The 18,660-nt window shown below is 73.4% G+C and carries 9 protein-coding genes; 8 read left to right on the forward strand and 1 reads right to left on the reverse strand.

Going from position 1 to position 18,660, the window contains the following annotated elements; all coding sequences use genetic code 11:
• Positions 1-106 precede the first annotated feature (106 nt).
• The 4 genes from CP967_RS05990 (at position 107) to CP967_RS06005 (ending at position 10,575) form a co-directional block, all read left to right on the forward strand.
• Positions 107-2,266: a M4 family metallopeptidase gene (locus CP967_RS05990; protein ID WP_150486948.1), complete on the forward strand. Its 2,160-nt coding sequence runs from the start codon at positions 107-109 to the stop codon at positions 2,264-2,266.
• 344 nt (positions 2,267-2,610) lie between these two features.
• Positions 2,611-5,601, forward strand: a complete 2,991-nt coding sequence (locus CP967_RS05995; protein ID WP_229888480.1) for a S8 family serine peptidase — start codon at positions 2,611-2,613, stop codon at positions 5,599-5,601.
• Between the two features lie 429 nt (positions 5,602-6,030).
• Positions 6,031-9,333, forward strand: coding sequence for a right-handed parallel beta-helix repeat-containing protein (locus tag CP967_RS06000; RefSeq protein WP_229888481.1), 3,303 nt, complete (start codon positions 6,031-6,033; stop codon positions 9,331-9,333).
• 48 nt (positions 9,334-9,381) lie between these two features.
• Positions 9,382-10,575, forward strand: a complete 1,194-nt coding sequence (locus CP967_RS06005; RefSeq protein WP_150486949.1) for a S8 family serine peptidase — start codon at positions 9,382-9,384, stop codon at positions 10,573-10,575.
• A gap of 84 nt (positions 10,576-10,659) precedes the next feature.
• Here CP967_RS06005 and eccCa read toward each other — a convergent pair whose 3' ends face one another.
• Positions 10,660-14,631: a type VII secretion protein EccCa gene (eccCa, locus tag CP967_RS06010; RefSeq protein WP_150486950.1), complete on the reverse strand. Its 3,972-nt coding sequence runs from the start codon at positions 14,629-14,631 to the stop codon at positions 10,660-10,662.
• A 186-nt stretch (positions 14,632-14,817) separates the two neighbouring features.
• Between eccCa and eccD the strand changes: the two genes are divergently transcribed.
• The 4 genes from eccD (at position 14,818) to CP967_RS06030 (ending at position 18,659) form a co-directional block, all read left to right on the forward strand.
• Positions 14,818-16,209: a type VII secretion integral membrane protein EccD gene (gene eccD / locus CP967_RS06015; protein WP_150486951.1), complete on the forward strand. Its 1,392-nt coding sequence runs from the start codon at positions 14,818-14,820 to the stop codon at positions 16,207-16,209.
• A gap of 13 nt (positions 16,210-16,222) precedes the next feature.
• Entirely contained in the window at positions 16,223-17,698 is a 1,476-nt protein-coding gene (gene eccB / locus CP967_RS06020; RefSeq protein WP_150486952.1) for a type VII secretion protein EccB, read from the forward strand.
• A 193-nt stretch (positions 17,699-17,891) separates the two neighbouring features.
• Positions 17,892-18,239, forward strand: a complete 348-nt coding sequence (locus CP967_RS06025; RefSeq protein ID WP_150486953.1) for a hypothetical protein — start codon at positions 17,892-17,894, stop codon at positions 18,237-18,239.
• A gap of 75 nt (positions 18,240-18,314) precedes the next feature.
• Positions 18,315-18,659, forward strand: coding sequence for a WXG100 family type VII secretion target (locus CP967_RS06030; RefSeq protein WP_150486954.1), 345 nt, complete (start codon positions 18,315-18,317; stop codon positions 18,657-18,659).
• Position 18,660: the final 1 nt, after the last annotated feature.

Raw genomic sequence — 18,660 nt, forward strand, 5'->3', positions numbered from 1 at the left:
TCTCTAGCCTCATGGCCACAGCCGGGCCAACTGCCGCCGAACACCCCCCGCACTCCAGGCGACGTCCTGCGGCAACTCCCCGACGAGGTCCGGCGGAAGGATTGTCATGTACCGAAAGAACGCTCTGGCTGCCGGTGTCGCGGCAGCCCTCGCACTGGGCTCCGTGACCCTGGTGACAACCCAGTCCACCGCCGTCCCCCAGTCCGCCGCGGCCGCCGGCGCCTCCGCCGCCCAGCCCGGCGCCGGCTTCCGGGCGATGACGGCCGACACGCGCAGCGAGGCGATACGCACGGCCGGCCGGAACGCCGCCGCGACCGCCCGCGAACTCGGCCTCGGCCCCGACGAGCGCCTGGTGGCCAAGGACGTGCTGATCGACGCCGACGGCTCCCGGCACGTGCGTTACGACCGCACCTACGACGGCCTGGCCGTGATCGGCGGCGACCTGGTCGTCCACCTCACCGGGGACGGCAGGATCACCGGCTCGGACCTGGCGCACCAGGGCGCGATCCGGGTCACCCGCACCACGCCGAAGCTGACGGCGGCCGACGCCTCGGCCAAGGCCGTGAAGCACGCCAAGCACGTGAAGAAGGCGAAGGCCGGCAGCAAGGACAGCACCCTGGTGGTGTACGCGGCGGGCAAGATCCCCGTCCTCGCCTACCGCTCGACCGTCACCGGCGCGGGCGAGACCGGCCCGGCCTCGCGGGAGGCGGTGATCGTGGACGCCGACAGCGGTGCGCTGCTGGACCAGTACGAACTGCACCAGAGTGTCACGGGCACCGGCAACGGCGTCACCGTCGGCCAGGTCTCCATCGAGACCACCCAGACCGGCAGCGGCTACACCCTCACCGACGCGGCGCACGGCGGCACGATCGTCTACGACTCCTACAACAGTCCGCAGTCGAACCCGAGACAGAACGCCAGGGCCTTCACCAAGACCTCCAACTCCTGGGGCAACGGCACCGCGTCCAGCCGCGAGAGCGCCGCGGTGGACGCCTCCTACGGCCTGGCGAAGACCTGGGACTACTACAAGAGCTCCTTCAACCGCTCCGGCATCCGCAACGACGGCCGCGGAGCCCCCGCCTACGTACACGTCGACACCAACCTGGTCAACGCGTTCTACGACGACAACTGCTTCTGCATGTACTTCGGTGACGGCTCCTCGCAGAACGGCAACACGCCCGTGACCGCGGTCGACGTGGCCGGCCACGAGATGAGCCACGGCGTCACCGCCGCCACCGCCAACCTCACCTACTCCGGCGAGTCCGGCGGTCTCAACGAGGCCACCAGCGACATCTTCGGCACCATGGTCGAGTTCTACGCCGACAACACCGCCGATCCGGGCGACTACTACATCGGTGAGAAGCTCAACATGTCCAGCGGCTACCTGCGCCGGATGGACAACCCCTCCGCCGACGGGAAATCGCTCTCCTGCTGGAACTCGGGCGCGGGCTCGGCGGACGTCCACTACTCCTCCGGCATCGCCAACCACTTCTTCTACCTGGCCTCCGAAGGCACCGGCGCGAAGACCATCGGCGGACGCTCGCACAACGGAACCACCTGCAACAACGACACCTTCGCGGGTATCGGCAAGGACAAGGCCGCCGCCGTCTGGTACCGCGCGCTGTCCGCCTACATGACCTCCAGTACCAACTACGCCGGCGCCCGCACCGCCACTCTGCAGGCCGCCGCCGATCTGTACGGCACCAACTCCCAGGAGAGGTACCTCGTCTCCAAGGCGTGGGCGGCCGTCAGCGTCGGCACCGCCCTGCCCGACCCCGGCAACGGCACCCCCACCCCCGGTCCGACCGATCCGACCGACCCCCCCGGCGGAAACGCGCTGACCAACGGCAGCTTCGAGCAGGGCACCAGCGGCTGGACCCAGAGCGACAACATCATCACCAACTCGTCTCTGCAGCCGGCGCGCGACGGGTCCTGGTACGCCTGGATGATGGGCTACGGCGCCGACGCCGTCGAGTCCGTGTCCCAGTCGAACATCGCGGTGCCCGCCACCGGCGCCCCGAAGCTCACGTTCTCGCTGAAGGTCTCCACCCAGGAGTCCGGCTACGTCGCCTACGACACCCTCAAGGTCAAGATCAACGGCACCACGCTGGCCACCTACTCCAACGCCAACGCGAGCTCCGGATACGTCCAGAAGACCGTCGACCTGTCCGCCTACAAGGGCCAGGCGGTGAAGCTGGAGTTCGCCGGCACCGAAGACACCTACCTGCCGACCGTCTTCCTGGTCGACCAGATCGCCATCGGCTGACCGGTCCCGCTCACCACCAGTGCTTCCGCGGCCGGAGCCCCTCTCGGGTGCTCCGGCCGCGGAAACCACCGCATGCACGGGGGCGGCCCGGTTCCCGCTCCGAGGGATTTCCGGTGTGTTCAACCGGCCACCTCATTGTCGCGCGCATGGCATATGTGATCGCGAAGGTCTTCCCGGCCAGTCAAACCACCTGATACAGGGAAGAAACAGCGTTCATCCGTCCCGGACCGCCCGTCAGTCGCCCTTGGTGCCAGGCGGTTCGGAGATCCCCGCCACCCAGCGCACGCCGCAGGCGAGCATCCGCTCGTCTCTCCGGCGCGCATGGAAACCCACGAGGAGAGTCCGTGCCACTCCTGCCGCGAAGAACGTCGCGCAACCGGCGAGCCGCCCTCGTCGCCTTGCTCACCACCGGCCTCACCGCGCTCAGCCTTCCCCTCGCCACGACCGCCACCGCCGTCCTCGCCGCCGCTCCGGCCGCGGAATCCGCCACCGGCACCTATCTGGTCACCCTCGCCGACGAGCCCCTGGTCACCTACGACGGCGGGGTGGACGACCTCCCCGCCACGAAGCCCGCCCGGGGCGGCAAGCTCGACGTCGCGTCGGCCGCCGCCAAGCGGTACCGCACCCACCTGACGGACCAGCAGACCCGCGTCGCCAAGAAGGTCGGCGCCACCGTCCGGCAGCACTACGCGGTCACCACCAACACCTTCAGCGCCCGGCTCGACGCCCGCCAACTGGTGCGCCTCGCCCATACCGGGAGCGTCGTGCACATCGCCCCCGACCGCTTCCACCACGCCACCGACGACCGGAGTTCCACCGACTTCCTCGGCCTCTCCGGCCGCAGGGGGCTGTGGAAGGCCCTCGACGGGACCGCCGAAGCCGGCAAGGGCATCGTCATCGGCGACATCGACACGGGCGTCTGGCCCGAGAACCCCTCCTTCGCCGCCCCGGCCCTGAGTTCACGCGAGCCCGGTCCGAAGGACCGCCACCGCCCCTACCGCGTGGGCACGACCACCGTGATGCACAAGGCGGACGGCGCCACCTTCAAGGGAACCTGCCAGACCGGCGACAGCTTCACCGCCGCGGCCTGCAACGAGAAGGTCATCAGCGCCCGCTACTTCGGCAAGGCCTGGCTCGACATCGTTCCGGAGTCCAACCGGGCCGGCTATGTCTCCCCGCGCGACAGCCAGGGCCACGGCACCCACACGGCGTCCACCGCGGCCGGCAACGCCGACGTCCGCGCCACGGCCGGCGGTGAGGACCTCGGCACCGTCTCCGGCGTGGCCCCCGCGGCCGCCATCGCCGTCTACAAGGCCCTCTGGCAGAGCAAGGACGGCGAGGCGGACGGTGGTCTGACCAGCGACCTCGTCGCCGCCATCGACCAGGCCGTCGCCGACGGCGTGGACGTCATCAACTACTCGCTCGGCGCCACGTTCGAGAGCGCGTACGACGACCCGGCGCAGGTCGCGCTCCGCAACGCCGCCGCGGCCGGAGTCTTCGTAGCCACCGCCGCGGGCAACTCCGGCCCGGGAGCGTCCAGTCTCTCCAACACCGCGCCCTGGACCACCACGGTCGCCGCCGGCACCGTCAAGTCGCACACCGGCACGGTGGCGCTCGGCAACGGCGCGCGCCACACCGGCATCAGCACCACCGTGCACCGGCAGGTCGGCCCCGCCCCGCTCGTCCTGGGCTCCGCGGTCCGGGTCCCGGACACCGTGGACGTCTACGCGGACTACTGCATGCCGGACTCCCTCGACCCCGCCCGCACGGCCGGGAAGATCGTCGTCTGCGAACGGGGCTTCAACGGCCGCACCGACAAGTCCGCCGAGGTCGAGCGGGCCGGCGGCATCGGCCTCGTCCTGGTGAACCCCGGCGACGAGAGCACGGACGGCGACCTGCACAGCGTGCCGGCCGTCCACCTCGACCACGCGGACGCGGCCCCCGTGCGCACCTACGCCGCCACCAGCGGAGCCACTGCCACCCTCACCGAGGGAGGCGCCTCGGACGCCTACCCGCAGGTGGCCGGCTTCTCCTCGCGCGGCCCCTCGCTCGTCGGCAACGGCGACCTGCTCAAGCCCGACATCACCGCGCCCGGCGCCACGATCCTCGCGGCCGTGTCCCCGGACGGCAACCACGGCCGCGACTTCGACTACTACTCCGGCACCTCCATGGCGACCCCGCACATCAGCGGCCTGGCGGCGCTCCACCTCTCGGAGCACCCCACCTGGTCCCCGATGAGCATCAAGTCGGCCATGATGACCACCGCCACACCGACGAAGACCGCGGACGGCAGGAACAGCGTCGACGCCTTCGCGCAGGGCGCCGGCGAGGTGGACGCACGGGCCATGCTGCGGCCCGGACTCGTCTACGACTCGGGTGAGCGGGACTGGCTCGCGTATCTCGAGGGCTCCGGCGTGGACACCGGAACCGGCGTCGAGGCCGTCGACCCGAGCGACCTCAACTACCCGTCCATAGCCATCGGTGACCTCTTCGGCAAGCAGACCGTCACCCGCACCGTCACCGCGACCGCGGCCGGCACCTACCGCGCCCGGGTGGACCTCCCCGGCATCAAGGCCACGGTCAGCCCGTCCGTACTGCACTTCAGCCACCCCGGCCAGAAGCGCACCTTCACCGTCACCCTCGACGTGACCACCGCGCCCGCGGGACGCGTCGACACCGGTTCCCTCACCTGGACCTCCGGCCGCACCACCGTGCGCAGCCCGATCGTCGTCACCCCGCAGACCGTCCGCGCCCCCGCCGAGATCAAGGGCTCCGGCTCCAGCGGCTCGACCGGGTTCTCGGTCACCCCGGCCACCAGCACCCTGACGGCCACCGCCTACGGACCGGTCTCCTCACCGGTCACCAAGGGCACCCTGTCCCAGATGCAGGAGGTCTCCTACGACGCCGAGATCCCGTCCGGTGCCAAGGCGTCGCAGATCACGGTCCGCTTCGACGCGGCGGAGGACACGATCACGGGCGTCCTGTGGGGCAGCAAGGTCGACGGGATCCTCCAGGACGTCCGGATCGCCGTCCCCGACAGCGACGGAACGGTCACCATCACCGTGCCGCATCCCGCGGCCGACGCCCTCTTCGTGTCCCTGGTCGCCATGGGGGCCGACGAGGAGACCGTCACCCCGTACACCTACCAGGCGAACCACGTCACCGCGGACAGCCCCGCCACCGGCAAGGTCACGGTCACGCCCGGCCGGGCCCGCGTCACCCCCGGCGTGCCGGCCGGCCTGACCGCCGCCTGGTCCGGCGTCCCGGCGGACGCCCGGTCCGGCGCCTGGATCGAGTACGGCAACGGGGCGGGCTCCTTCCTGACCCTCAACTGAATCCCGGCACCCACCGGCGGGGGGCGGCACACACACGCGTGCCGCCCCCCGCCTGACCCTGTCCCGCATGGTCCGGAACACGGCCCGGCCGGGTTCCGGTGCGCAATGCGTCGCGGGTGCGAGGTTCGAGCGGCACGGGCCCGGGGCAGAGTGCCCGCCCGCCCCGTTCCTCCGCGGGCCCGTCCCGGCGGGTGCGGCGGGGCGTCCGGGGTTCCGGGTCGTGCCGGCGGTCCCTCCGGGCCACCGGCCGTTCGCCGCGTGCTCCCTCCGGGCGCCGTGCGGTGAACGGCCGGTGTGCCGTGTTCCGCGGACCTCGATGGCGGTCGACCTGCGGCAACAGGCATGATGGGCACACCCGTTCCACAAGCCCCACCACATGCCGCGTGCCCCCGTCGCCCCACCGGCCCCGGGGTCCGGGAGGTCAGTTACGTGTCACGCCAGGTGCTCACCGTCGCAGCGGACGGTTCGGGCGATTTCCGCACCGTCGCGGAGGCCGTCGCACAAGCTCGTACCGGAGCCATCGTCAGCGTCGGGCCCGGCCGGTACGAGGAGGCCCTCACCGTCTCCGCCGCTATCACCCTGACCGCGGCCGACGGGCCCGGCACCGCGGAGCTCGCGCCCCGGCGCGGGACCGCGCTGACCCTCACCGGCGACGCCCTGATGGTCAGTGACCTGGTGCTGCGCGGCCACGACGACGAGCTGCCGGTGGTCGACGTGCCGCGCGGACAGATCGCGATGGACCGGTGCGAGGTGCACGGCTCCTCCTGGGCGGCGCTCTTCGCGCGCGGCAGCGGTTCCCTGGCGCTGCGCGAGTGCCGGGTGAGCAATCCGGCGGGGGCGGGCATGGTGTCGACCTCCGCGAACGAGAGCTTCCTGGAGGACTGCCTCGTCGAGCACCTGGGCACGTCCGCGGTGGTGGCCGGGGAACGCGGGCGGATCACCGTGCGCGGCAGCCGGCTGCGCGACACCCGGGGCAACGGCGTGCTGACGAACGGTCAGGCACATGTGCTCCTGGAGGACTGCGAGATATCCGCGGCCGACAAACCCGGGGTCGCCGTCGAGGAGGACAGCAGCGCGCGGATGGTGCGCGGCACGGTCCGCGAAGCGGTCGTGGGGGTGTACGTCAGCTCCACCGGGCCCACCGTGCTGGAGGAGGTGAAGGTCACCGACACCACCGGGCACGGGTTCGTGCTGGGGGCCGGGAGTTCCCCCACCGTGACCGGCTGCCGCACCGAACGGACCGCCGGGCACGGGCTGCTGGTGACGGAGCGCAGCCGGGGCGTCTTCAAGGACTGTGTGTTCGCCGCCGCCCAGGACGCGGGCATCCGGGTGAACGGGTTCTCGTCGCCGGTGATGACCGGGACCCTGGTACAGGACGCGAAGGCCGTCGGGGTGCTGCTCGACGAGGACTCGGCCGCCGAGCTGGACCGGCTGGAGGTGCGGGACTCGGGGGCGTCCGGGATCGTCGTGCGGGCCGGCGCCAACCCGTTGCTGCGCCGTGCGGTCGTCACCCGGTCCGCCTCGCACGGGGTGGAGGTCCTCAAGGACGGGCGGGGGCGGCTGGAGGAGTGTGTCGTCGAGGCTTCCGGCGGGTCCGCCGTGCACGTGCTGGGCCACGGCAACCTGTACGTCGGCGGCGGCACACTGCGCGCCACGGGCGGGGCCGGCGTCCACGTCGGCGCCCTCGGCACGCTCACCCTGCGCGACACCTCCGTCGACGCGGCGGCCGGAGCGGGCGTCCTGGTCGAGGCGGAGGGTGAACTGTCCGCCGCGCGGGCGCGGATCACCGGTGCGGCAGAGCACGGGGTGCTGGTCGCCGCGGGGGCGCGGGCCTCGCTGAACGCGTGCGAGGTGTCCGGGTCCGGCGCCGACGGCGTACGGGTCGAGGGCGCCGATCCGGTGTCGCTGATCGGCTGCGTGGTCCGGGACAACCGGGGCAGCGGGCTGCGTCAGGCCGTGCCGGGCGACCGGCTCGCCGTCGAGGGCCTGACCAGCGCGGGCAACGGCGTGCCGGACGCCTGGGGCAGTGCCGCCGGGGCCGAGGCGGCGGGCGACGGGCGGCTGCCCGGCGGAACGGTGCCCCTGGCGTCCGAGCCGGAGAAGGGCACCGGGCCGGTGGCCGAACTCCAGTCGCTGATCGGTCTCGACGACGTGAAGCAGCAGGTCCTGACCCTGATCAATCTGAACCGGCTGGCCCAGCGGCGCGCCAGCCTCGGCATGCCGGCGCCGCCCATGAGCCGCCATCTGGTCTTCGCGGGTCCGCCCGGCACCGGCAAGACCACCGTGGCCCGGCTCTACGGGTCGATCCTGGCCTCGCTCGGGGTGCTGCGCTCCGGGCACCTGGTGGAGGTCTCGCGGGCCGACCTGGTGGCGCAGGTCGTCGGCGGGACCGCGATCAAGACCACCGAGGCGTTCACCAGGGCGCTGGGCGGGGTGCTGTTCATCGACGAGGCGTACACGCTCGTCACCGACGGCGGCGGCTCCGGTGCCGACTTCGGCCGGGAGGCCGTCGACACCCTGGTGAAGCTCATGGAGGACCACCGGGAGGACGTGGTGGTCGTGGCGGCCGGCTACCCGAAGGAGATGACCGGCTTCCTGGCCTCCAATCCAGGTCTGACCTCGCGTTTCACCCGCAGTGTGGAGTTCACCGACTACACCTCGGACGAGCTGGTCACCATCGTCGAGCGGATGTGCACCGGGCACCGCTACGAGCTGGAGCCCGCGACGCGCACCGCGCTGCGCACGCACTTCGACGCCATCCCGCGCGACGCCGGTTTCGGGAACGGCCGTACCGCGCGGAAGGTGTTCGAGGAGATGGTGGACCGCCAGGCCTCACGGCTGGCGGGGCTGCCGGAGGTGAACGAGCGCGACCTGGTGGTACTGACCGCCGAGGACGTGGCGGTCGCGGCCCCCGGCGCCGAGACGTGCGACGATCCGCTGCTGCGGCTGGACGCGCTGGTGGGGCTGGCGGCCGTCAAGCGCGAGGTCGGCGACCTGGTCAACCTGCTGGCCGCCGCCCGCCGCCGCGCCGAGGCCGGGCTGCCCGCCCCGCGCATCAGCAACCATCTGGTCTTCGCGGGCCCGCCCGGCACCGGCAAGACCACCGTGGCCCGGCTCTACGGGGAGCTGCTGGGCTCCCTCGGGGTGCTGCCGCGCGGCCAGCTGGTGGAGGCGTCCCGGGCGGACCTGGTGGGGCGCTGGGTCGGCCACACGGCGCAGCTCACCAAGGAGGTCTTCGAACGCGCGCTGGGCGGTGTGCTGTTCATCGACGAGGCGTACACGCTCACCCCGCACGGGGGCTCCTCATCGGACTTCGGGCAGGAGGCCGTGGACACCCTGCTGAAGCTGATGGAGGACCACCGTGACGAGGTCGTGGTGATCGTGGCGGGCTACACCGAGGAGATGGAACGCTTCCTCGGCTCGAACCCGGGCCTCGCCTCCCGTTTCCCGCGCCACATCGAGTTCCCCGACTACTCCAGCGACGAGCTGGTCACCATCGTGCGCCAGGCAGCCGTCGACAACGGTTACGAGTGCGCGCCGGGGGCGGCCGGTGCCCTGCGCGCCCACTTCGACGGGCTGCCCAGGGGCCGGGCGTTCGGCAACGCGCGTCTCGCCCGGCAGACCCTGGAGCAGATGATGACCCGGCAGGCGGGACGGCTCAGCGCGGTCGCCTCGCCGAGCCTGGACGACCTGCGGCTGCTGCTGCCGGAAGACCTGCCGGCCGCGCGCTGACCCGGTATGCCGAACCCCCTCATCCTGTACCGAATCGAGGAACGGCCCATGCGCCGACCCGCCACCGCGCTGCTGCTCGCCACCGCCCTCGCCTGCCTCACGGGGCCGCCCGCCTCGGCCGAGGACGGGGATACGGCCGAGGTGGTCCTGCCGGGTGTGCCCGAGCAGCTCTCCGCGCAGCAGAAGTGCACCTCGTTCAAGGGGCGTGCCACCTCAAAAGCCCCGTGGACGCGCAACGCGCTCGCCCTGGACCAGGTGTGGGCGCTCTCCCGGGGGCGGGGGGTGACGGTCGCGGTGGTCGGCACGGGGGTGAGCGACGCGCCCGCCGTGCTGGCCGGCCGGGTCGAGGCGCTCGGTGGCGCGGACGAGGACTGCGTGGGCCGCGGCACTTTCCAGGCCGGGCTGATCGCCGGTGCCGTGCGGCCCGGCCAGGGCTTCGCCGGAGTCGCCCCCCAGGCGCGGATCCTCGCGGTGCGTGGCACCGGCACCCGCGGCGAACCGGACCCGGCCCGGCTGGCGGCGGGTGTGCGGGAGGCCGCGGAGGCGGGTGCCCGGGTGATCACGGTGACGGCGCCGATGGACGGCGCGGACAAGGCGGTACGGGACGCGCTGGCGGCCGCCGCCCGCGCGGACGCCCTGGTGGTCGTGCCCGCGGCGGCGGACAGCGAACCGGCCGGCGCCTCCGGTGCGGCGACGCGGCCCGCGCCGGATCCCCCGGCCGGGGCGCTGGCGGTCCTCGACACCGGCCCGCAGGGGACCCGCCCGGACTCCGCTCCCGGCTTCACCCGCGCCGATCTCACGGCGCCGGGCGACTCACTGGTCGGTCCGGGGCCGGTGGGCGACGGCAAGTGGACGGGGTCGGGCGCCTCGATGGCGGCGGCGGTGACGGCGGGCGCGGCGGCCCTGGTCCGCGCCTACCACCCGGAGCTGACGGCGGATCAGGTGCGGTCCCGGCTGCTGCGCACCGCCTACCCGGGTGATGTTCCGGCCCTCGATCCGTACGGTGCGGTGGCGGGCGTCACCGCGAGCGCCGCTCCGGCGGCGGCCGCCCGGCCCGACCCGGTGCGCCTGCCCGCCGCGCCGGACACGCACCGCGCCCGCGCCATGGCGGTGCTGGTCGCGGGCGGGGCGGTGGTGACGGTGCTGCTCGTGGCGTTCCTGGCGGTGGTCCTGCCGCGCGGCAGGTCCCGGAAGTGGCGGCCGGGCCGGCTGGGAGCGGAGGAGCGGGCCGCCGTCCGGTGAGCCGCCTTCCCGCTCGTACCGGAGCGGGGAGGGCCGGGTCCGGCCGCCGTGCGAGGCCCCGGACCCGCTGCTCCGCCCCCGGTGTCACTCCCCCGCTCCGCCCTCCGCCTGCCGGGCCGTCGCCAGCTGTACGAGCGCGGCCTTGCGGCGGGCGATGCGCAGGGCCCGGCCCGGCGGCAGGTTGCGGGGCTTGACGCTGTCGAAGACGTACCCCTCCGACGGCGGGCAGGACAGCTGGAGGGCCGGGGAGTTGACCTCCTGGAGCTTGCGCATCAGGGGGTCCATCCGGGAGGCGCCCGTCGCGGCCCTGGCGACGACGAGGTGGAGGCCGACCTCGAAGCCCAGCGGGAGGTGGGGCAGCAGGGGTTCGAAGGGGCCGTTGAAGGCGGAGCCGACCATCTCGTAGTCGTCGACCAGGACGAACAGACGCGGACCGGTCCACCAGTCGGCCCGGCGCATCCGGGCGGGTGAGATGTCCTCGCCCGGTGCGCGGACGGCCATGGCGCGCCCCACGCCGTCGACGAGCTCGCGCAGGGGGTCGGCGGCGACGGCATGGCCGAGGCGGTAGGCCTCGGGGACCGCCTCGACGAGTTCGCGGCGGTAGTCGACCACCAGGACGCGGGCCTCGTCCGGGCTGTGCGCGGCCATGATCTGCTGGGCGATCAGGCGCAGCGCGCCGGTCTTGCCGCTCTCCGTGTCGCCGACCACCATCAGGTGCGGGCTCTGCTCGAAGTCGTGCCAGACCGGGGCCAGTTCCGCCTCGTCGAGCCCGAGGGGAATCCGCAGCGGGCGGGCCGCGTCCACGGCCGGGAGCGCGGTGGACGGCAGGTGCGCGGGCAGCATGCGGACCGGCGGCGCGGAGGGGGCGTCCCAGTTCTCGGCGACGGCCTCGACGAGGTCCGCGAGGGCGTCGGTGAGGTCCTCCGCCCGCTCACCGCCGTCGATGCGCGGCAGCGCGGTGAGGAAGTGCAGCTTGTCGGGGCTCAGTCCGCGGCCCGGCACGGCGGGGACGGTGCCCGCCTTGCGGATGTCGACACCGGAGTCCATCGGGTCGCCCATGCGCAGTTCCAGGCGGTTTCCCACCTGGTCGCGCAGGGCGGAGGAGAGTTCCACCCAGCGGGCGGTGCTGATCATCAGGTGGATGCCGTAGTTGAGGCCCCGGGTGGCGAGGCCGTTGAAGACGGCGACGTCGTCGAACATGTCGTTGCGGACCGTGGACCAGCCGTCGACGACGAGGAAGACGTCGCCGAAGGGCTCGTCCGGGTACTCCCCGGCCGCGCGCCGCTTGCGGTAGGTGGACATGGAGTCGATGCCCTGCTCCTGGAAGAACACCTCGCGCCGGTTGAGCAGCGAGGTGACCTCGGCCAGGGTCCGGGAGATCCGCTCGGTGTCGAGACGGCCCGCGACACCGCCGACGTGCGGCAGCCCGGCCAGGCCCAGGAGCGCGCCGCCACCGAAGTCCAGGCAGTAGAACTGCACTTCGCGCGGGGTGTGGGTGAGGGCGAGCGAGGTGATGAGGGTGCGCAGGACCGTGCTCTTGCCGCTCTGCGGCCCGCCCGCGACGGCGAAGTGGCCGCCGGCTCCGGAGAAGTCGACGGTGAGCAGGTCGCGCACCTGCTCGAAGGGCTTGTCGACGATGCCGACGGGGACGCGCAGCATGCCCCGGTCGGGCGAGCCGGCGCAGGTGAGGCCGAAGCCGGGGTCGGGGACCAGCGGGGGCAGCAGGGCGTCCAGGGCGGGCGGGGCGTCGAGCGGCGGCAGCCACACCTGGTGGGCGGGCGGGCCGCTGTCCCGGAGCCGCCCGATGGCCAGCGCGAGGAGGGACTCGCCGGAGTCCGGCCCGGTGGCCGCCGGTTCCGGGTCGGGGGTGACGGGCAGGGTCCGCGGCACCACCCATCCGGTGCCCCACGGCACCACCTGGCGGGCGATCTGCGCCTGCTGGACGCTGCCCCGCTTCGGTGTGTACGAGCCGGAGACGTACGCGGCACGGAACCGGGTGAGGGCCTCGACGCCGCTCTTGAGGTATCCGCTGCCGGGCGTGGGCGGCAGGTGGTAGGCGTCGGGGACGCCGAGGACGCCGCGGCTCTCGATGGCGGAGAAGGTGCGCAGGCCGATGCGGTAGGAGAGGTGGCTCTCCAGCTGGTGCATGCGCCCCTCCTCCAGCCGCTGGGAGGCGAGCAGCAGATGGACGCCCAGCGAGCGGCCGAGCCGGCCGATCATCACGAAGAGGTCCATGAACTCCCGGTGCGCGGCCAGCAGCTCGGAGAACTCGTCGACGACGACGAAGAGCGAGGGGAGCGGGGCGAGCGGGGCGCCGGCGGCGCGCGCCTTCTCGTACTCCAGGACCGAGGAGTAGTTGCCGGCCCGCCGCAGCAGTTCCTGGCGGCGCATGAGTTCGCCGTGCAGGGCGTCCTGCATGCGGCCGACCAGGGGGGTCTCCTCGGCGAGGTTGGTGATGACCGCGGAGGTGTGCGGCAGGGCGTCCATGCCGAGGAAGGTCGCACCGCCCTTGAAGTCGACGAGGACGAGGTTGAGGGTCTCGGAGGAGTGGGTCAGGGCGAGGCCCAGGACCAGGGTGCGCAGCAGTTCGCTCTTGCCGGAGCCGGTGGCGCCGATGAGCATGCCGTGCGGGCCCATCCCGCCCTGCGCGGACTCCTTGATGTCGAGTGCGACGGGCATGCCGTCCTCGCCGACGGCGATCGGCACCCGCAGCCGCTCGCGGCTCTCCAGCGGCCGGCCGAACAGCCGCTGCGGATCGTGGCTGCGCAGGTCGGATATGCCGAGCAGGGTGGTGAGTTCGGTGTCGGTGGCGAAGGGCTCGGCGGTGACCACGCCTCCGCCCAGGCGGTACGGGGCGAGCCGGGCGGCCAGGGCGCGGGCGGCGACGGGGCCGAGCACGTCGGGTTCCCCGATCGGTGTCGTCTGCTCCTTGCGGTCGCGGTCGGTGCGCACCAGGTGCAGGCCGTCGTCCTGGAGGCGCAGCCGCAGGGTGCCGCGGGCGGGCTTCCAGGTGAACGAGCCGGAGAGGTCGACGACGACCACGTTGCGGTAGCCGGGGCCTTCCAGCCGGTGGCCGCCGGGCACGGAGCCGCCGTCGACGACGATCACGGTGAAGGGCTCCTCGCGGCCCGGTGGCGTCTCCGGGTCGAAGGGCGGGCGTTCGCCGAAGTCGGCGCCGAGCAGTTCCTCCAGCTCGGCCAGTCCCGCGGCGACGGTGCGGGCGGTGCCCGCGCCGTCGCGCTGGTAGGCGTGCTGGGCGTGCGGAAGCCACTTCAGCCACTCCCAGTCGGCGCGCCGGGTGTCCGAGACGCAGAGGGCGACGGTCAGTTCCTCGGGTGCGTGGAAGGTGGCCAGCTGGGCGACCAGGGCCCTGGCCAGGGCGCGGGCCCGGTCCTCGTCGCCCTGGACCAGGATCCGCGACCAGGCGCGCAGGTAGAGGGCGATGGGCTGGTCCGGGACGGTGGCGTAGGCGCGGATGAAGCTGCGCAGGGCGTGCGCGGAGAGCGGTTCGAGGTCCTCGACGGGCTTGGTGGACAGCGGGGCGAGGCGGGTGGAGAGCTTCTGCTCGCCGACGGCGACGCGTACCTCCGCGAAGTCCTCGTCCGAGGGCCGGCGCTCCCACTGCCGGCTGGTGCCGGCGAGGGCCCACAGGGCGCCGGGTTCGGGGTGCCGCCAGGCGAGCGCCTTCTGCTGTTCGGCGACGGTGCGGCGGATCTTGCGCCGGGTCTGCGCCAGGTACCGCAGGTAGTCGCGGCGCTCGCCCTTGAGCTTGCGCTTGCGCTCCCCGGCGCTGCGGATCAGCTGGCCGACGATCATCGCCACCGAGGAGAGCAGCATCAGGCCGATCGCGAAGTAGCTGAAGGTGGTGACCTGTCCGGGGCGGATGAACATCATCAGCATGGCGAGTGACGTCAGGCCCATCGGCAGGTACATCCACATGGCGGATGTGTTGGGTTCCGCCTCGGGGAGCGTGGGCGGCTCCTGGAGGCTGATCTCGCCGTCGGGCATGTCGGGGCCCCGTCTGCGGGCAGGACGGCGGAACAGAACGGTGCTCACGCGGGCTTCTCTCCTCGGACCTGTTCGCGCCGGTCGCTGCCGGAAGGGTGATCACGGCCGGACAAAAGGGGACGGTCCGGCGCACGGTGTATGCAAACGGGTGTGCGACCTGACGTGAGGTCAACGGTAGTGTGCGGAGATCCACTTCGGAATCCCGGCCCCTCGGAGAGGTGTGGCCCCGCCGCCATGACAGACATATCCGCCCCCGGCCTGTGCCGGCTCACGGTCCGGACACCGGAACGCCTGATCGATCTCGCGGTCCCCGCGGACGTGCCGGTCGCCGATCTGCTGCCCATCCTGCTCGACCACGCGGGCGAGGGTCTCGCGGAGAAGGGCATCGAGCACGGCGGCTGGATCCTGCAACGCCTCGGCGAGGAGCCCCTCGACGAGGAGAGCACGCCCGAGGCCCTGTCGCTGCGCGACGGCGAGACCCTGCTGCTCCGCCCCCGCAACGACGCCCTGCCGGCCATCCACTTCGACGACCTGGTGGACGGGGTCGCCACCACGATGCGCGAGCGCCCGCACGGCTGGGCCGCGCACACCAGCCGGTGGCTGCTGCGGGGTACCGCCGTGGTGCTGCTCGCCGCGGGGCTGCTGGTACCGGCTCTGCCGGGCGGCTCGCCCGCGCTGCGGGCCGCCGTCGCGGCGGGCACCGGCCTGCTGGTGCTGTTCGGGGCGGCCTCCGCGAGCCGCGCGGTCGGCGACTCGGCGGCCGGCGCGGCCCTCGGGGTGCTGGTCGCGCCGTATCTGGCCCTGGCGGGCTGGCTGCTGCCCACCGGCGACACGGGCCCGCAGCTGCTGGGCTCGCGTCTGCTCGCCGCGTCGGCGGCCGCGGCGGGCGGGGCGGTCCTGTCGGTGGCCGCGGTCGCCGCCTTCGTCCCGCTGCTGATGTGCGCCGCGGTGATCGCGGCCGCGGGGGCGGTGTGGGGGGTGCTGATGCTCACCATGGACGTACCCGCCTCGCACGCCGCGAGCATCGTCGCCGTGGCCGCCGTCGCCTTCGGCGGGATGGTCCCGGGGATGTCCTTCCGGCTGTCGGGGCTGAGGCTGCCCGCGCTGCCCGCCGACGCCGGGCAGTTGCAGGAGGGCATCGAACCCCATCCGCACCAGCGGGTGGTGGACCGCACGGCGCTGGCCGAGGAGTGGATGACCGCCCTGTACGCGGCGACCGGCCTGGTCTGCGCGGGCGTGCTGACCGCCCTGGTCCTGGACCGGCCCGGCACCGCGTCGCAGGTGACCGCGGCCGTGCTGTCGGTCCTGCTGCTGCTGCACGCGCGCGGCATCGGCAACGTCTGGCAGCGGCCCGCCGTGATGCTCCCCGGCCTGTACGGGCTGGTGCTGATGGCGGTCCACGCGGCCGCCGTGCTCACGCCCGGGCAGCGGCCCGCGCTCCTCGCCTCGATGCTGGCGCTCGCCGCGACCGCGGCCATCGCGTCCTGGACGGTCCCGGGCCGCCGGATGATCCCGCACTGGGGCCGGGCCGCCGACATCGCGCACTCGCTCGCTGCGGTCGCCCTGATCCCGCTCGCCCTGTGGGTGCTCGGCGTGTACTCCGCGCTGCGCACCGCGACCGGCTGAGGGGGGCGGGCGCATGCAGTCACGCAAGGACCAGGTGCAGGCGCACATGTTCGTCATGGGGCGGCTCACCAGCGGCATGCTGCGGAGCGACCCGGACTCCCCGGAGTCCCCCGTCGGCCGCACCAACCGGGGCATGGCCTGGGGCATCGGCCTCGGCGCCGTACTGGCGGTCGGCTTCCTCCTCTTCGGCCTGATCTCCCCGACGGGTTCCAAGGCATGGCGGCAGGAGTCGGCGCTCGTCGTCCAGAAGGACACCGGCACCCGCTACCTCTACCTCGGGGGCAAGCTGCGGCCGGTGCGCAACTACGCCTCGGCGAGGCTGATCTCGGCCGGCCGTCTCAAGGCGGTCCAGGTGTCCGGCGCCTCGCTGCGCGGGGAGCCGCACGGCACCCCGGTCGGCATACCCGGCGCCCCGGACTCCCTGCCCGCCGCCGGCGACCTGGAGACCGGCGCCTGGCAGATCTGCGCGGACGAGCCGGAGCGCACCGGGCCCGACGGCACCGGCCGCGCCGCCGTGACCTCGCTGCGGATCGGCTTCCCCGTCGCGGGGGCCTCCCCCGGGGCGGACCGCGCGGTTCTCGTCGAGGGTCCGGACGGGCGCCGGTACGCGCTGTGGGGCAACCACCGGCTGCGGATCGGCGGGCACGGCGCCGCCGAGGCCCTCGGCTACGCGGGGGCGACCCCGGTGCGGGTGTCGGCGGCGTTCCTGGACAGCGTGCCGGCGGGATCGGACCTGGTGGCTCCCGAAGTGGACGGCCGGGGCGCGGCGGGTCCGCGCATCGGCGGCGCCGCCGGGCGGATCGGCCAGGTCTACCTGCTCGACTCGCCCGGCGCGGCACCGCAGCACTACCTGCTGGAGAAGGCCGGTCTGCGGGCGTTGAGCGCCCCGGGGGCGGCCCTCGTCCTGGGTGACGACCGGACGGCGGAGCTGGCGTACCGGGGCGCGGCCCCGGCCCCGATCCGGCTGACGGCCGATCAGCTCGCCCGGCACCGGGCCCCGGCGGCGAGGACCGTCCAGGACCCGGCGCAGTGGCCCGCGCGTACGCCCCTGGTCCAGGAGCCGGACCCGGGCACCGCGGTGTGCGCGCAGATCACGCCGGACGGGACGTCGCCCACGGTCCGGCTCGCGCTGCTGCCGGGGGCCGCCGCCGCGGACGCGCCGGCGGCCGGCCCGGAGATCGCGCGGGCGTGCCTGCCGGTGGACGGGGTGGCGGTACGCCCGGGCGGCGGTGCGCTGGTGCAGGCGCTGGGCGCGGGCGGTTCGGTGATCGGGACGACGACGTACCTGGTCACGGACGTCGGGGTGAAGTACCGGCTGCCGGACGCGGAGTCGGTCGAGCGGCTGGGCCTCAAGGGCGGCCACGCGCAGGCCGTTCCGTCGCGGCTGCTGGACATGCTGCCGACGGGTCCGGTGCTGGACGTCGCCGTGGCGACCGGGGACGCGTCCGCCGCGCAGGCGGCGGGCGCGGGCCGGGGGGCCTGCGGGTGAGTCTCCCGCGCCGGGCCGGCGTGCCACCGGCCGGGCGGGGACGCGCCCGGACCGGCCCGCCCCGGGCCGAAGATCAAATAGGGCTCAGATTTAACTCCCGATCATTGTTTGCGGCACACCCGCATCTCTAGCATCAGGTGACCACTCGCGTAGCAGTGGCCACTTCTCGCTCTCCAGGAAGGCAGTACCTGCCATGGCAACTCCCCCGCCCCCCGGAAGTATCCAGACATCGGCCCAGTCCGAGAACGAGAAGGGCTACACCGCCCTCAGCATGGTCAAGTCGGGCATCCAGCAGTCCCAGCAGGAGGTGCGCACCACCATGGGGTCGCTGATGGCGGCCTACGGCGGCCAGGACGGCGGCGCGTTCCAGCGGCTGCTCGCGGACTGGAACGGACAGGTGGACCTCATCACGAAGAACATCGGCGAGATGATGCAGAAGCTCCAGGAGACCGGCGTCCAGCAGCGGAACGTACAGCAGCAGACCACGGATTCGATCCTCGGCAGCAGCAGGTCGAACGACGTCTTCAACCAGCTGACCTGATCCGCCGCCGACCGGCCCGGACCGGCCGGCCCGTTCCCGTCCGCCTTCCCCCGCCCGTCCCGCAAGGAGTCCGCCATGACCACCCCCGCCGGCTACGACCACTCCAACAAGACCGACGGCGTCATCCACGTCGAGTACAAGAGCGTGGACCAGGCAGCCGAGGACATGCGCCTGCAGACGCAGCGCATCAAGGCCCTCGTCACCGCCCTCAACGAGGAGCTCCAGGGCCTGCACGGCGCCTGGCAGGGAGCGGACGCGGCCACGTACGCGACGCTCCAGACCAGCTGGAACAACGCGGCCGAGCAGCTCGGCCAGGTCCTGACGCGGCACAGCACGACGCTGAACGAGATATCGGACCTGTACCGCAGGCACGAGAACCGCAGTGCCTCGGAGTGGGGCAACATCCGCATCGGCGGCTGAT

Origin of the sequence: Streptomyces nitrosporeus, assembly GCF_008704555.1 — a bacterium.
Classification (GTDB): Bacteria; Actinomycetota; Actinomycetes; order Streptomycetales; family Streptomycetaceae; genus Streptomyces; species Streptomyces nitrosporeus.

Excerpts from the sequence above, each read along its gene's own strand:
- eccB (WP_150486952.1), top strand. The coding sequence starts at position 16,223 with ATGCAGTCACGCAAGGACCAGGTGCAGGCGCACATGTTCGTCATGGGG.
- CP967_RS06005 (WP_150486949.1), top strand. The coding sequence starts at position 9,382 with ATGCGCCGACCCGCCACCGCGCTGCTGCTCGCCACCGCCCTCGCCTGC.
- CP967_RS06025 (WP_150486953.1), top strand. The coding sequence starts at position 17,892 with ATGGCAACTCCCCCGCCCCCCGGAAGTATCCAGACATCGGCCCAGTCC.
- CP967_RS06030 (WP_150486954.1), top strand. The coding sequence starts at position 18,315 with ATGACCACCCCCGCCGGCTACGACCACTCCAACAAGACCGACGGCGTC.
- eccD (WP_150486951.1), top strand. The coding sequence starts at position 14,818 with ATGACAGACATATCCGCCCCCGGCCTGTGCCGGCTCACGGTCCGGACA.
- CP967_RS05990 (WP_150486948.1), top strand. The coding sequence starts at position 107 with ATGTACCGAAAGAACGCTCTGGCTGCCGGTGTCGCGGCAGCCCTCGCA.